This window comes from Terribacillus sp. FSL K6-0262, from assembly GCF_037977385.1.
Lineage (GTDB): Bacteria > Bacillota > Bacilli > Bacillales > Amphibacillaceae > Terribacillus.
Genome location: NZ_CP150277.1, coordinates 2,278,103 through 2,292,001 on the forward strand (window position 1 = coordinate 2,278,103; position 13,899 = coordinate 2,292,001).

At 45.6% G+C, this 13,899-nt stretch carries 16 protein-coding genes; 12 read left to right on the plus strand and 4 right to left on the minus strand.

The window, feature by feature from the left end; all coding sequences use genetic code 11:
- Positions 1–73: 73 nt before the first annotated feature.
- Both MHI54_RS11700 and MHI54_RS11705 read left to right on the plus strand, forming a co-directional pair.
- Positions 74–922 carry a Ku protein gene (locus MHI54_RS11700; protein WP_095214223.1) on the plus strand — a complete coding sequence of 283 codons (849 nt, stop codon included), beginning with the start codon at positions 74–76 and terminating at the stop codon, positions 920–922.
- A gap of 148 nt (positions 923–1,070) precedes the next feature.
- Positions 1,071–2,036 (plus strand): acyltransferase family protein, encoded by a 966-nt coding sequence (locus tag MHI54_RS11705; protein WP_340081521.1) that lies wholly within the window; start codon positions 1,071–1,073, stop codon positions 2,034–2,036.
- A gap of 31 nt (positions 2,037–2,067) precedes the next feature.
- On the opposite strand, the gene MHI54_RS11710 is transcribed toward MHI54_RS11705, so the two are convergent.
- Complete coding sequence (locus MHI54_RS11710) at positions 2,068–2,805, minus strand: AraC family transcriptional regulator (RefSeq protein ID WP_095214221.1); 738 nt, start codon at positions 2,803–2,805, stop codon at positions 2,068–2,070.
- Between the two features lie 224 nt (positions 2,806–3,029).
- Here MHI54_RS11710 and MHI54_RS11715 point away from each other — a divergent pair, with 224 nt between their 5' ends.
- The 7 genes from MHI54_RS11715 (at position 3,030) to MHI54_RS11745 (ending at position 7,898) form a co-directional block, all read left to right on the plus strand.
- Positions 3,030–4,679, plus strand: a complete 1,650-nt coding sequence (locus MHI54_RS11715; RefSeq protein WP_340081522.1) for an AarF/UbiB family protein — start codon at positions 3,030–3,032, stop codon at positions 4,677–4,679.
- Positions 4,680–4,681: 2 nt separating this feature from the next.
- Positions 4,682–4,987, plus strand: coding sequence for a hypothetical protein (locus MHI54_RS11720; RefSeq protein WP_340081523.1), 306 nt, complete (start codon positions 4,682–4,684; stop codon positions 4,985–4,987).
- Positions 4,988–5,101: 114 nt separating this feature from the next.
- The gene (locus MHI54_RS11725; RefSeq protein WP_340081524.1) at positions 5,102–5,242 is read left to right on the plus strand and encodes a hypothetical protein; all 141 of its coding nucleotides are present in this window, start codon (positions 5,102–5,104) and stop codon (positions 5,240–5,242) included.
- Between the two features lie 444 nt (positions 5,243–5,686).
- Positions 5,687–6,748 carry a tetratricopeptide repeat protein gene (locus MHI54_RS11730; protein ID WP_340081525.1) on the plus strand — a complete coding sequence of 354 codons (1,062 nt, stop codon included), beginning with the start codon at positions 5,687–5,689 and terminating at the stop codon, positions 6,746–6,748.
- Positions 6,749–6,762: 14 nt separating this feature from the next.
- Positions 6,763–6,900 (plus strand): hypothetical protein, encoded by a 138-nt coding sequence (locus MHI54_RS11735; protein WP_158221439.1) that lies wholly within the window; start codon positions 6,763–6,765, stop codon positions 6,898–6,900.
- A gap of 314 nt (positions 6,901–7,214) precedes the next feature.
- On the plus strand, positions 7,215–7,511 hold the full coding sequence (locus MHI54_RS11740; protein ID WP_095214217.1) for a YwdI family protein: 297 nt from the start codon (positions 7,215–7,217) through the stop codon (positions 7,509–7,511).
- An 18-nt stretch (positions 7,512–7,529) separates the two neighbouring features.
- On the plus strand, positions 7,530–7,898 hold the full coding sequence (locus tag MHI54_RS11745; RefSeq protein WP_340081526.1) for a DUF423 domain-containing protein: 369 nt from the start codon (positions 7,530–7,532) through the stop codon (positions 7,896–7,898).
- A 28-nt stretch (positions 7,899–7,926) separates the two neighbouring features.
- Here the strand turns inward: MHI54_RS11745 and gerQ are convergent, their stop codons facing one another.
- Both gerQ and hemQ read right to left on the minus strand, forming a co-directional pair.
- Complete coding sequence (gene gerQ / locus MHI54_RS11750) at positions 7,927–8,409, minus strand: spore coat protein GerQ (RefSeq protein WP_340081527.1); 483 nt, start codon at positions 8,407–8,409, stop codon at positions 7,927–7,929.
- Positions 8,410–8,671: 262 nt separating this feature from the next.
- A complete protein-coding gene (gene hemQ / locus MHI54_RS11755; RefSeq protein ID WP_095214214.1) occupies positions 8,672–9,418 on the minus strand; it encodes a hydrogen peroxide-dependent heme synthase in 747 nt (248 codons plus the stop codon).
- A gap of 260 nt (positions 9,419–9,678) precedes the next feature.
- Here hemQ and pta point away from each other — a divergent pair, with 260 nt between their 5' ends.
- Both pta and MHI54_RS11765 read left to right on the plus strand, forming a co-directional pair.
- Complete coding sequence (gene pta / locus MHI54_RS11760) at positions 9,679–10,653, plus strand: phosphate acetyltransferase (RefSeq protein WP_095214213.1); 975 nt, start codon at positions 9,679–9,681, stop codon at positions 10,651–10,653.
- Positions 10,654–10,767: 114 nt separating this feature from the next.
- Positions 10,768–11,568 (plus strand): PAS domain-containing protein, encoded by an 801-nt coding sequence (locus MHI54_RS11765; RefSeq protein WP_233134732.1) that lies wholly within the window; start codon positions 10,768–10,770, stop codon positions 11,566–11,568.
- A gap of 23 nt (positions 11,569–11,591) precedes the next feature.
- Here MHI54_RS11765 and MHI54_RS11770 read toward each other — a convergent pair whose 3' ends face one another.
- Positions 11,592–12,416, minus strand: a complete 825-nt coding sequence (locus MHI54_RS11770) for a lipoate--protein ligase family protein (RefSeq protein WP_233134731.1) — start codon at positions 12,414–12,416, stop codon at positions 11,592–11,594.
- Positions 12,417–12,598: 182 nt separating this feature from the next.
- On the opposite strand from MHI54_RS11770, the gene MHI54_RS11775 reads away from it, so the two are divergent.
- Positions 12,599–13,894 carry an HD domain-containing protein gene (locus MHI54_RS11775; protein WP_095214210.1) on the plus strand — a complete coding sequence of 432 codons (1,296 nt, stop codon included), beginning with the start codon at positions 12,599–12,601 and terminating at the stop codon, positions 13,892–13,894.
- The last annotated feature ends 5 nt before the right edge of the window (positions 13,895–13,899 follow it).

Here is a 13,899-nt window from a genome sequence, read left to right on the forward strand (position 1 = left end):
GTTTGAGAGCATTCTGCCGGAATTAAACATAGAACAGACGTACAAACTAGGCTAAAAAGGAGTGAAGAGTTCAATGCATACGATGTGGAAGGGAACAATCAGCTTCGGACTTGTGAATATTCCAGTGAAAATGCATGCTGCCACGGAAAATAAAGACGTGAAGTTGCGGCAGCTGCATAAAGAGTGCAATACACCGGTCAAATATGAGAAAGTATGTCCGCATTGTGAGAAGGAACTGCAGGCAGAAGATATTGTCAAAGCCTATGAATACACGAAAAATAAATTCGTCGTACTTGATGAAGAAGAATTGCAGGCATTACAAAAGGAGCAGGAAGACAAAGCGGTGGAAATCGTTGACTTTGTCAGCTTGGAGGAAATAGATCCCATTTATTTCGAACGCTGCTATTACCTGTCTCCGAATGAAGGAGGGACCAAGGCGTACAGTTTATTGCGAAAGGCACTGGAAGAGACGGGCAAAATAGGGGTAGCCTCGATGATCATCCGTTCCAAGCAGCAGCTCGCCGTCATCCGGGTATATCAGAATGTGCTGGTCGTTGAGACGATTCATTATCCGGATGAGGTGCGGAGTGTGGCTGATGTGCCGAATATCCCGGCGGAAGACAGCATTGCCGAAAAAGAGCTCACAACAGCCAAGCTGCTCATCGAACAGCTTACAGCTACCTTCGATCCGGACAAATATAATGATGAATATCGTGAGGCCTTGCTCGATCTCATTCAGGCAAAACGCGATCATGAAGACGTTCATATCCCGACAGCGAAGAAACAGCCGAGCAATGTCACCAATCTGATGGATGCCCTGCAGGCATCACTGGATAAAGCGAAGAAGGATAAACCAGCCGCCAAGAAGACGACAAGGCGAAAAACTTCGGCACGGGCAAAAAAGAAGCCTGAAGCTGGATAATCTTTCCCGTCATTTTACGCTTGTATTTCGTAGATGACAGTCTTTTGACAGCTAGCTAACAAGTCGATGAAGAATGGGCATAAGCTATAGCGTTTCTGCTGTTTGCTCCTTACGATGGAAGGAATACATCCTAGAAGGAAGCGATAGTATGGAACGAAAACGCGATGCGTATTTTGATAATGCAAGACTGCTTATGATTACCTTTGTCGTGTTCGGACACTTGATACAGCCTTATCAGGACATGTTATTCCTGCAAATGAGCTATACATGGATATATACCTTTCATATGCCTGTTTTCATCTTCCTGGCTGGATTTTTTGCCAAGGGGGCCGCGAACAGGGCCGCTATCGAAAAGCTGGCGAAAAAGCTCCTGTTGCCGTTTCTTTTCTTTCAATTCATTTACACGATTTATTACTTTACCATCGGAAAAGAAAATTGGCTGGAGTCCATCCTTGTGCCGCAGTGGGCACTATGGTTTTTGCTGAGCTTGTTCTGCTGGCATATGCTGCTTATTCCATTCAAGAAAATCAAGCCAGCGCTGGGAATTCCACTGGCTGTTTTCATTGGCTTGCTGGCAGGATATATTGATGAGATCGGAGCAGCATTAAGCCTCTCCCGAACATTTGTATTCTTCCCATTTTTCTTGATTGGGTATTGGGTGACAAAAGAGCAGCTGCACGTACTGCGACATACGCCGATTCGAATAGGGGCGGCAGTGCTGCTCCTGGCTGCAGCTGTCATGCTGTATCTGTACCCTGACCTACCGACAGATTGGCTGCTTGGATCGAAATCCTATGCCATGCTTGGTGCTGGCGGAAGCGGCGGAGTGATCCGTTTGTTTATTTATCTTGTGTCGGCGTTGATGATGCTGAGCATTCTGACGCTGGTGCCCGATAAAGAGATGCCTTTTACAAAGTATGGGCAGCGGACATTGTATGTTTATCTGCTGCATGGTTTCTTCATCCAGTGGATCCGTGTGGACGATGTATTCGAAGTGAGCAATGGCATGGATATTGCAGGACTCCTGATAGTCACTGTCGGTATCGTACTTGTCCTTTCCCAGCGCTGGATGCTGCGTTTATGGAAACCATTGATCGAGTTGAAAAGCCCATGAAAAAGCTGCACAGGATGACCTGTGCAGCTTTTTAAATTGGACGTGAGTCGCGAAATTGCTTTGGCGTCATTGATGTATAGTACTTGAATTGAGCTGTAAAGTAGCTTTGGTTGCAGAAGTTGAATTTTTTGGCTAAGTCAGCAATGGATTGATTCGTATGAAGCAAGAAATATTTGGATTCCTCGATCTTTTTCTGGTTGATGAACTGTACCGTGGATACGCCGACTTCTTTTTTGAATAGATGGGAAAGATAGCTCGGGTTCACTTTGCAGTGGGAGCTGATAGCCTGTAAGCTCAGATCCTCCAGAATATGCGATTGTATGTACGCAATCGCTTCATTGATGATATTGGAGTATTGCGTCGCGCGGCTTTTGTTCAAGCCTTCGATGAAACGGACGAGCATATCATATTCCAAATCGGAAAGCTCCTGCTCTGTCTGGCAATTTTCGATTTCCAGCATGTAGGTCATATTCAGAGTGGAAGCTACCTCCTGTGAAGCACCGCCGCGCAGGATGGCACGTGTGTATAAGGTGCAGATGCTGATCAATTGGTTCTTGGCGGATCGCAGCGGTTGAAAGGCATACTTCGGGCGTTCAGAAGTGGACAGGCTTTCAATGATCGATAATGCCTCGTTCAAATCTCCATTCTGTACAGCATCCATCAGCTGGTTTTCCAGCAGGTAGGAAGGGTATAAAAACTGTTTGTTTGACTTCATATCTTCAGAGGGACGTTTCTCAGGCAGAACAGCATTTTTAGATATGGTAGACATACTATACCTCCGTTAAGGAATATTGGTTTTATCATCAGTCTTATATATCAATATTGTAAGCGTTTTCCGATAAAAAATAAACTGTTTTAATAAAAAATATTTATAAAACGGTTATTTTAACATTTTTCGACACGTTGGCAGGTTAATAGACAAGCAGGAGAAAGACTAGCTATAATGGGAATAGCAAGAAAGAAGGCAATTGTCTGAAAAAAAGAGGTGTGCACATGCGTGTCAGATCCACTCGGCGTATTCTGCCTATTGTTTGGATGGTCATCCGGTTCATGCTGCAGATTTATTGGTTTTATTTCCTGCATAGCCGTGTATGGGATGAACAGGATAAACAGGAATGGAAAGCATTGCTGACGAAGCAGGCGAGGGAGTATCGGAAGACGGCCGAAAAGAAGGGCGGGTTGCTGGTCAAGTTAGGGCAGTTTCTCAGTTCGCGCGCAGATTTACTGCCCAAGGTATTCATCCGGGAAATGGAAGGACTTGTGGATAAAGTAAGGCCGATGCCGTTTGTCTATTCGGAAGCAATATTACGAGAAGAACTTGGCAGCCATTATGAGTCAGAGATCAGGGATCTGAATCCTCACCCGATAGCTTCTGCTTCTATCGGCGATGTGTATGAGGCACGCCTGAAGAATGGAAAAAAGATAGCTGTGAAAGTCCAGCGTCATAATGCTAGGCAGATATTTCACATGGACTTCAAAGCGCTTCGGATCATTTTCTTCCTGCTCCGAAAGTTCACTAGTATCGGCAAAAAATCGGATATGAAGGCGTTGTATGCCGAAATCGTGACAATCATCAGCAGGGAATTGGACTTTCGGAAAGAACTGGAGCATGCGGATTATTTCAAGAAACGCTACAAAGGGAATACGGAGATCAACATGCCGAATTATTATCCAGAGCTCTGCACCGGAAGAGTGCTGGTGATGGACTGGATAGAGGGCAGGAAGGTGACGGACACCGACTATCTTGATGCACAGAAGATTCCGCGTGAGCAAGTGGCCAGGGCGCTTTTTCAGTTCTTCGCCGATCAGTTCCTCAACAGCGGGATGTTCCATGCGGATCCCCATGCAGGCAATATCATGGTACAGCCGGACGGGAAGATCGTACTGCTCGATTTCGGTATGGTCGGGGAAATCAGGGCAACGGATACCGACTATTTAAGGGAAGCCATACAAGGGGTGGTTCTGGATGATTATGAAGCGGTCATCCAGGCGCTTTACAAAATGGAATTCCTGCTCCCTTCCGCCGATTCCGAGAAGGTGAAGCGGATCATCCGGAAGACGGTGGATTTATATAAAGGCGGACAGCTTGATGTAGGGGACACGGACTCCTTCCTTCAATTGATGGAAGAGCTGCAGGTGATCGTGAAGGAACAGCCGATTCAGCTGCCGGCCGATTTTGCTTTCCTTGGCCGGGCAGTTTCCCTGGCAATTGGCCTGGTGGCCATCATTTATCCGCAGGCAGATTTGGTAGAATGGGGAAAACCTGTCATCCTCCGCTGGATGAGAGGATCGAAAAAACATAGTTCCATCTATACTGGTATCCTGACAAATTCGCTCCGACCCTTCTTATCCATGCCGCGGGCACTCGTTGATTGGCTGACGGACGGGGAGAAGCAGCGGAGCTGGGAGCGGGATAAGCAGAAGAACCAGTTGATGCACCAATTTTACTTCTTTTATACGGTGCTGCTGCTCACCCTGACAGCAGGCTCTGCATACATTGGCATTCATGGAATCATCCAGCATACATTATGGCTGATCCTTGTCGGATTCATACTGACGTTCCTGTTTTTTGGGTTAAGCTTAATTCTTTTCATCAAGCATGTTCTGATGCTTAGATCCATAAATAAGACTAGGAGGTTGTGAAAATGGCAGATTTATTACGTAAAGGATTTCTCTTAGGTGTAGGTGCTGCTTTGGCTGGAAAAGAGAAGTTGGATGCCAAATTGAAAGAGCTGGTGGAAAAAGGAGAGATTACGCCGCAGCAAGCGAAGGATTTGATTCAGCGCTTTGTTGAAAAGGGAGAAGCAAAATCCAATGAATGGAACGAGAAAAACCAGGAGAATATGCAAAAGAAAGCAAGTGAGCTGGGACTTGCGACGAAAGCGGATGTTGATGCCCTGAAGCAGCGAATCAGCCATTTGGAGCTTCGGCTGCACAAAAAGGAAGATTAAGGGATTATGGGTTAAAAGATTAATTTGTCGTGAATATTTTGAAAATTTGTTGTCAAGCTTTCCTTTCTCTATTAGAATGATGGAAGAGGCTATAATCAGAGGAGGTAATTAGCAATGATCAGCTTTTTATCTTTTGTCGACCAAGTGGAGCAAGAATTGAAACGCCCTTCCACAGCCACGGAGTATGATTTTCTGAAATGGATGCATGAACAATATGTCGCCGAACAATTGGATATACTGAAGCAAGCGCAGTAACAGAACCACACCCCGCCAAATTTGGCGGGCTTTTTTATTTACCGGGAGCGCATGCTTATATGACCAAGAAGTTCATGTATGTACCGAAGGAAAGAAATAGCAGGATGAAATATTGGAATTCTGGTGAGGGAATTGACGAGAGGCGAGGGAGTTGTCGGTTTATATTAGATGGAGCCGGCTATGGGACCGGCTTTTTATTATTGTGGTGAGTCTTGCATGTGTCACGAACCTTTCTGTGTTCAGGGGAAGCAGCACTGCTGCGGGAGTTGTTTCATAGGCTGGCAAATCAAATAGAATGGAAAAATGATGAAATCTGACGGATTTTGTGAAACTCTGAGAGAATTCCAGGCATTTTAACGGCTCGTGTTCCCCTTGTATTCCCAATATATCATTTTCAAATAAATGGTAAAATGAAAGGGAATAGAGAAGGAAGGAGGTGAGGAATTGGATCGTACTATATTTTCTGAATCAAGTACGTTTCCAGAGCTGTTAGATACTTTTCATGTAAGCATTAAATTAGAAAAGAAGCATGCTGCGGAAAAAATGCTGCGAGAGATCGAGGAGCAGCGAAAAAGCATTCATGATCCAAACCTATTGATCAAATCCGCTCTGATGGAAATTAGATTCTCTTTGCTGGCTGGGGAGACGGAGCGAGCTGAAACGATGTTTGCTGATTTCGAGAACGCCAAAAAAGAGTTAAATGATGAAAATGCTTTTTATTATCATTGCTTCAAGGGTCATCTATTCTATGAAAAAGGCCATCTTCAACATGCGATCATTGCATATGAAAAAGCTGCAGAATATTTGGAGGAACTTTCGAATACTGCAGAGAAACCAGACTTTTATTATAAGCTGGCCAACGCATACTATCATGCCTATATCACTTCGCTTTCCGTTATCAATGCAACCTTGGCCATCCAGGAAGCCCAGGAGCAGAAACAGGATTATGTGCTTGCTAAAAGTAAACTGCTGCAAGGGTTGAATTACCTGGAATGGAAGGACTATGAGGGAGCAGAAGCACTTTTGCATGAAGCCTTGTCATATCGGCAGCAGGACACAGGCAGCGAGTTTAATCTGGTGTATATGATAAATCATAACCTAGGCTTGGTTTATTTAAGGAAAGGATTGCCGGATACAGCTGTCCATTACTTTAAAAGAGCGATCGAGGACCAGGAAAGCAGTCATTATATGAAAAGTCTTTATTACCTGGCCGAAGCGTTGTTTTACGCTGGTCGGAATGAAGAAGCATTGCGCTACTTTGATATAGGATTCTCCATCAGCAAGCGGGAAAATAACGAGCTTTATAAATGGATCTTTGCCATGCTGCATAAAAAGTTCATCGATAGGAGCAGCTTTGAAGGAGTTTGGCAGCAAGGAATCGAATATTTCATTACAAAAAATGACAAATTCAATGTAAAATATTATTCAGAGCGGTTCGCCGAATATTTTTTCAAGAAAGGCGAACACGTAAAAGCCAGCTATTATTATAGATTGGCCATAAAATAAAAGGAGTGGGGAAAATGAAGAAGAAAATCTTTGTTGGCACACTACTGGCAGCGATAATTGCAGGAGGATTTTTCGGCTTACAAGATAGCGGGCAGCACCAAGCGGAAAGACAAGGCGTCACTCCTAGTTCAAGTTATTTCGATCAATTATAAAAAAACTGTCCGATGCCAGGATAACTGTATTTTATGGCCAACACTCCATGTGTTGGTTTTCTTTATGTTTCAACCTCCAATATAGGAGCGTTCCTCGGTACACACTGCTTCTGTCCATCCATCGAAATTTAATATGGATGATTCTGCTTTTGGATCATCCCACTTCATTTCCGCAGCCGCTCATTTATGTATAAGCTATGAACAGAATACTGTTTTTTGAAGAAAAAGAACATACGTTCCTTTTTTGGGTGTTAAATTTTTTGATCTATATCTGTTATAATGCATGTAGCAGTGAAATGAGGGAGGTGTTCGGCTTGTTAAGTGAAGAAACAGTGCTGCGGCATATGAAAGAGGAACTGGAACAGGCCTTGGCCAATGGGGATGTCCAGAAGCAGCGGGAGCATGTTCGGGCGGTTCGTTCGATGTGCGATTTGTTTTTGCAAAGTGAACGATCCGAAAAGAAGGAGATGCCTAAACAGACTGAATCCCAATCGGGACCGTCCGCGGCGGAATGGGCAGCGATGACAGGGGAATGGCCGGTCCAGCAGCCCAGGAAGGCATTTGAAGATGATGATGATGAATCGAACGGCAAGTCCTTGTTCGATTTTTGATATAAAGGAGCAGAAAAAATGAAAGCATTACTTATAATCGGAGCGATCAGTGGTTTCCTTACGGTGGCACTTGGAGCATTCGGGGCACACGGATTGGAAGGAAGGCTCTCGGAAAAGGCAATCGCTACATGGGAAAAAGCGGTTCTATATCAGATGTTCCACACATTGGCGCTGGTCGGGGCAGCGTTGCTGCTTCAGAAAATCCAAGCAGGCAGTTTGGTGACTGCCGGCGGTTTCTTCATCGCAGGTATCCTATTGTTTTCGGGAACACTTTATATTTACGCGGTCAGCGGAATCACGGCATTTGCCTTGATCACACCAGTGGGCGGGTTGGCATTCCTGATCGGCTGGGTGCTGCTCGGTTATTCTGCAATCAAATATCTATAAAGAAAAACCTCTGCAGCTGCAGAGGTTTTTATCGCGGAGGGTAATTTGCCAAGCCGTCTGGATTTCCATAAGGGTAGTTATAATTGAGCGGTTCATCGAATGTGACATAATCGAGATACACCATCAATAACAGATAGCGGCGGTTGGTCTCGGGATCGCGCAAAATAAGGTGGTCACGTCCGGCAGCTTCGATTGTGCCTTTGAAGATCTTTGCATTCCAGCGGTCGTTGTTTTCGAATGTCATATAGACAGTAGCCAACTTGCCGCGATTCAGACGCAATATGTTCTCGATATAGGACTGCTCAACCGGAAGGCTGGGTCCGCCCCCGCCCGGGCCGCCGCCTTGTACTTGTGAGGGTGCTTGCTGTTGCTGCTGGGGATAAAACGGCTGGTTTTGCTGGCGAGTCGGGTAACTGTAATTCGGGACTTGCGGATAGGTATAAGCCTGATTCTGTTCCTGGAATTGCGGAGTGCTCGGCGTCTGATTCTCTTGATTCGGGTTCTTACTCATATTCATTCCCCTTTCCTATATCCTTTGACTTGAAGACACTCGGGCAGCTGATGGTCCGGGAAGCAGAGTCGATACGTTCTGCCGAACATATTGACAAATTCCGGCTTAAGGAGGCGGGGGCTCTCCATCCCTGTACTCCTTAATCGCCATCGGCTTACCTCATGCAAAGGAACTCATGCCTGTTCTTTGACATGATATGTGATCGGAAAGCGGGGTAGAACCAAGGAAATAAAAAAAGCCGGACCATTTGGTCCAGCTTTCATCAGACATGGAAGTAGGAGGATGCTGCTTCTTTTGTCAGGATATTTCCGAAATAGAAGTCGCCGAATTCGCCATAGCGTGCGCTTACTTCATCGAATCGCATTTCGTAAACCAGCTTCTTGATTGGCAGCGGGTCGTGGGCAAATAGTGTAACGCCCCACTCCCAATCGTCGAATCCGAAGGAACCCGTGATGATCTGTTTGATTTGACCAGCATATTTACGGCCGGTTTTGCTGTGCTCATACATAAGTTTGGCACGTGCATCTTTTTCAAGTGAATACCAGTTGTCTTCATTCATCCGGCGTTTATCCATCGGGTAGAAGCACATATAATCCCAGCGAGGCAGGATGGGTTTCAAACGAGCCTGTACTTCCGGCTTCTGTTCGATGTCGACGCCAGGCTTGCTCATATATTTGGAGAGTTCAACGACCGATAAGTAAGAAAAGCTCTTTGTCATGTAAGAGGCTAACTTCGTTTTGTCGAATGTTGTTTCTATCTCCTGTAATTCATCCATTGTCGGCCGCAGGATCATGAACATCAAGTCTGCTTTGTGACCTATTATTTTGTAGGCAAGCTGACTGCCTTTATTTGCTTCTTCTACTTGTTCCATTGTCGAAAGCCAGTCCTGGAATTCCCCGATCGCCGCTTTACGCTCATCTTCGGATGCCAGTTTCCAGCTTGTCCAATCCATTACCCGGAAATCATGCAGGCAATACCAGCCGTCCATGGTTTCTACTGCTTCTGCCATGCCTAAACACTCCTTTTTCGTTCACATTCTTTGTATAGTGTAACACAAACGACATAAGACCATGCTTGTCGTTGCTTGCTAATCCCATCTCTATTATAACAACTGCCCTGCATGTCAGACGCGTATACTTTGACAGAAATGGGAACATCTAAGATGGTGATTATTTTAATTAAAAAAATCGGCGCAGCCTTATATGACTTTAAAAGTAAAACAAAAAGATTTACTATAGAAAAGCAGACATATTCTAGGAGGGTTTTAGGATGAGTGATTTATTTCAAACATTGCGGGAAAAAGTGACAGGCCAGAATAAACGTATCGTCTTGCCGGAAGGATCGGATGAACGTATTTTGGAAGCGGCAGGAAAACTTGCGGAAGAGGGGATCATTGCACCGATTTTAATTGGCAATAAAGAGCAAGTGGAACAAAAAGCCAAGGAGCTGTCTATCGATCTTCATGGAGCAGCAATCATCGATCCCGATGCTTACGAGAAATTCGATGAGCTTGTGACAGCGTTCGTGGAACGCCGCAAAGGCAAAGCGACGGAAGAAGATGCAAAGAAATTACTAAAAGACGAAAACTACTTCGGTACGATGCTTGTTTATACAGGCGAAGCCGATGGGCTTGTGAGCGGAGCGGCACACTCCACTGCTGATACAGTGCGTCCAGCATTGCAAATCATCAAAACGAAGCCAGGATACAAAAAGACTTCTGGTGCATTCGTAATGGTAAGGGAAGATGAGCGTTATGTTTTCGGTGACTGTGCCATCAACATCGCACCTGACAGCCAGGATCTTGCAGAAATTGCTGTAGCAAGTGCTGAAACAGCAGCTATGTTCGGAATTGATCCGAAAGTTGCTTTGCTGAGCTTCTCGACTAAAGGCTCCGCTAAATCTCCCGAAACAGAGAAAGTAGCAGATGCATTGACGATTGCGAAAGAGAAAAACCCTGATCTTGTCATAGATGGCGAATTCCAATTCGATGCGGCCTTCGTTCCGTCCGTAGCTGCGAAAAAAGCTCCGGATGCTGTGCTGAAAGGTGACGCGAATGTATTCGTATTCCCAAGTCTTGAAGCAGGTAACATCGGTTACAAAATTGCACAGCGTCTTGGTAACTTCGATGCTGTGGGTCCGATCCTGCAAGGGCTGAATGCACCAGTGAATGACCTATCCCGTGGCTGTAATGCAGATGATGTGTACAAACTTACATTGATTACAGCTGCCCAGTCCGTAGAATAAGCATGACCCAGGAGACGTCTTTCTAAAAAAGGCGTCTTTTTCTTTGTTTGTTTTGTCTTTGCTGTCCAACTATAGTAGAATTGCCTTGTTTATATGCAAAAGGAGTGAGTATTGTTGGGCAAGGATATCCGCTATTCATCCGAAGTAACAGATCAGTTTGTGAAGCATGCCATCGATTACGTAGGAGCTGGAGTGGTAATCACAGACCCCTCACTTCCTGATAATCCGATCATTTATACGAACAAAGGATTCGAAGAACTCACCGGTTATCCCTCTGAAGACATAATCGGCCAAAATTGCCGATTCCTTCAAGGGGAAGATTCGGATAAGGAGGATGTCACCATCGTCCGGAACGCGGTTGAAAATGAAGAAACCGTCGTGGTTGAGTTGAAGAATTACCGGAAGGACGGAGAAATGTTCTGGAATGAGCTCGCTATTTATCCGATTTTTCTGGAAAGTGAGCAGAAGACATTTTTCGTCGGCGTCCAAAAAGATGTGACAGATCGGAAGAAAAATGAAGAACTGGTATCACATTATCTGGAAGAGGTATCCCGCTTATCCACACCTATTGTCCCCATCACGGATACGACCTCCATTCTGCCGCTGATTGGAGATGTCGATGATCACAGGCTGAATCAGATATTGGAACGAGTAGGCGAGCATGTCCAGCAGTCGGGAGAGCAGAATTTCCTTCTGGATCTGCAAGGCATCAGCCGCTTCCATAGCGCTGTCCATCATGGTGTGCTGCAGCTTCATCAGCTGCTGGATATGATGGGCACACGCTTGATCATTACAGGCTTCCATCCGAAGATGGCGATGGAAAGTGTGCGACAGGCAGATTTCAGTGATCAAAGCATCAAGTTCTTTTCGACCGTGAAACAGGCACTATCCTTTTTAGAGAGAGAAAACCGCTGAGCCGATAACCGGTCAGCGGTTTTTCATTGGAATTTTTCATTGCGCGTGCGCATCAGTTTCATCCGATCCTGCTGCAGTCCGATTTCCCGCTCTGTCATTTCGCTGGCAGGAATGATCTGCGTGATGGAAGCGAGTCCATCGGCGATTCGCTTGCAAACCTGCTCGCTTGTAAGCGGGATATGGAGTAATTCTTCCAATGATGCCATCGTTTCCGGCACTACTTCAGGAAATGAAAACCGGGTTTTTGCATCCTTTTTTGCCTTTTCATAAAAGCCGCGGACGATTTCAGCACGTGCGGCACCACTTCCATCGACGCATAAGTAAATTTGTACAGCAGAACCATCTTTGACACGGCGCTGGGAAATGCCGGCGAATTTCCGGCCATCTATGCTCAAATCATAAGTTCCGGGACAATAAGAACCTACGACCTCGAAGGCTTCGATTTTGTCTGTAAGATCACGGAATATATATTGGATGAAGGAAACCATTGCTTGATAACCATCATGGATTCCTATATGTTTGGCATCTGGAAAGATGAAGGACAGATTGACAACGCCCTGATCAAGCAAAACAGCGAGACCGCCAGAGTTCCGTACAACGGCTTTGTAGCCTTGTTCCCGTAAATAAGCCACTCCCTCTTCTATATAAGGGAGACGGGAATCCGGAATGCCAAGCATAATCGTGCGATCATGGATCCAAAGCCTTGCGGTTGGCGGCGCCAGATTCTCCCCGACAGAAATAGCCAGTGCATCATCAATTGCGAAGGAGGCCATGGCCTGCTCCGGCCCATCCTCACCGGAATGATCGATGATGCGGAATTCAGGTGCTCCGAGTAATGTATGCAACACGTAAAACGCGCTCCTTTTCAGCAATATGGCATAAAAACGCCAATACATAGTATAGCAAAAACAGGGTAGACAAGAAACGAGTAAAAATTACAATTGGTTATTTACGGGGGACCCGATATTTTATAAACTGAATCTATTGGACATAAAGTCGAGACAGATTGACATAAAGTGAGGCAGAGGAAATGGCATATCGAGACGAAAAGCTAGATGAAGAAAAAGTTTTCAAAGATCCTGTGCATCGCTATGTGCATGTCCGCGACCGGGTGATATGGGATTTGATAGCGACGCCTGAATTTCAGCGGCTTCGCAGGATCAAGCAGCTTGGGACCTCTTATATGACGTTTCATGGCGCCGAACACAGCCGTTTTAATCATTCTTTGGGCGTATATGAGATCGTCAGGCGGATCGTGAATAATTTTGAGAATCGGAAGAACTGGAAAAAGGAGCAGCGGCTGCTGCTGCTCTGTGCCGCCTTGCTTCACGATCTCGGGCATGGACCATATTCCCATTCCTTCGAGAAGGTTTTCGGATTGGATCATGAGGAGTTCACCCGCAAGATCATTCTTGGTGATACTGGTGTCAACCACGTGCTGCGAAAAGTGAGCACGAACTTCCCGAAAAAAGTAGCCGAGGTGATCAATAAGACATATGGCGACAAATTGATCGTCAGTATCATCTCCAGCCAAATCGATGCGGACAGGATGGACTATCTGCAGCGCGATGCCTATTTCACTGGTGTCAGCTATGGTCATTTCGATATGGAGCGTATACTCCGGGTGATGCGGCCGCGTGAGGATCAAGTCGTCATCAAGGAATCCGGCATGCACGCGGTGGAGGATTATATCATGAGCCGTTATCAGATGTATTGGCAAGTTTACTTCCACCCAGTGACACGAAGTGCGGAGGTCATCCTGACAAAAATCCTGCACCGGGCAAAGGCACTATATCAGAGCGATTATACTTTCAAGCTGCGCCCGCAGCATTTCATTTCTTTGTTTGATGGGAACGTCACACTGGAGGATTACATACGGCTCGATGAGAATGTTACGTCTTTCTATTTTCAGGCATGGCTTGAAGAAGACGATGATATACTCCGGGACTTATGTGAAAGATTCCTGAATCGCAGGCTCTTCAAGTATATCGAGTTCAATCCTCTCCTGCATGTGAAAGAGATGGTGGAGCTGTCCAAGCTCTTCAGTGAAGTCGGCATCGATCCCGAATATTATCTCATTGATGATTCTTCATCGGATCTGCCATATGATTTCTACCGTCCGGGCGAGGAAGAGGAGCGGCTTCCTATTCACTTGCAGCTGCCAAATGGGAAACTGAAGGAATTATCACGTCAATCGGATATTGTTGAAGCGATTTCGGGTAAGAAACGAACAGACCATAAACTATACTTCCCGCAGGATATCTTGGAAGCCCTGCCGGATGACAGCAAACAGAAACAGCGGATCTATGAGATTTTATTTCAATGAGGAGG

What these genes read in the sequence shown, in the direction of transcription:
- MHI54_RS11700 (WP_095214223.1), top strand. Translation starts at nt 74, where the DNA reads ATGCATACGATGTGGAAGGGAACAATCAGCTTCGGACTTGTGAATATT.
- MHI54_RS11705 (WP_340081521.1), top strand. Translation starts at nt 1,071, where the DNA reads ATGGAACGAAAACGCGATGCGTATTTTGATAATGCAAGACTGCTTATG.
- MHI54_RS11710 (WP_095214221.1), bottom strand. Translation starts at nt 2,805, where the DNA reads ATGTCTACCATATCTAAAAATGCTGTTCTGCCTGAGAAACGTCCCTCT.
- MHI54_RS11715 (WP_340081522.1), top strand. Translation starts at nt 3,030, where the DNA reads ATGCGTGTCAGATCCACTCGGCGTATTCTGCCTATTGTTTGGATGGTC.
- MHI54_RS11720 (WP_340081523.1), top strand. Translation starts at nt 4,682, where the DNA reads ATGGCAGATTTATTACGTAAAGGATTTCTCTTAGGTGTAGGTGCTGCT.
- MHI54_RS11725 (WP_340081524.1), top strand. Translation starts at nt 5,102, where the DNA reads ATGATCAGCTTTTTATCTTTTGTCGACCAAGTGGAGCAAGAATTGAAA.
- MHI54_RS11735 (WP_158221439.1), top strand. Translation starts at nt 6,763, where the DNA reads ATGAAGAAGAAAATCTTTGTTGGCACACTACTGGCAGCGATAATTGCA.
- MHI54_RS11745 (WP_340081526.1), top strand. Translation starts at nt 7,530, where the DNA reads ATGAAAGCATTACTTATAATCGGAGCGATCAGTGGTTTCCTTACGGTG.
- gerQ (WP_340081527.1), bottom strand. Translation starts at nt 8,409, where the DNA reads ATGAGTAAGAACCCGAATCAAGAGAATCAGACGCCGAGCACTCCGCAA.
- hemQ (WP_095214214.1), bottom strand. Translation starts at nt 9,418, where the DNA reads ATGGCAGAAGCAGTAGAAACCATGGACGGCTGGTATTGCCTGCATGAT.
- pta (WP_095214213.1), top strand. Translation starts at nt 9,679, where the DNA reads ATGAGTGATTTATTTCAAACATTGCGGGAAAAAGTGACAGGCCAGAAT.
- MHI54_RS11775 (WP_095214210.1), top strand. Translation starts at nt 12,599, where the DNA reads ATGGCATATCGAGACGAAAAGCTAGATGAAGAAAAAGTTTTCAAAGAT.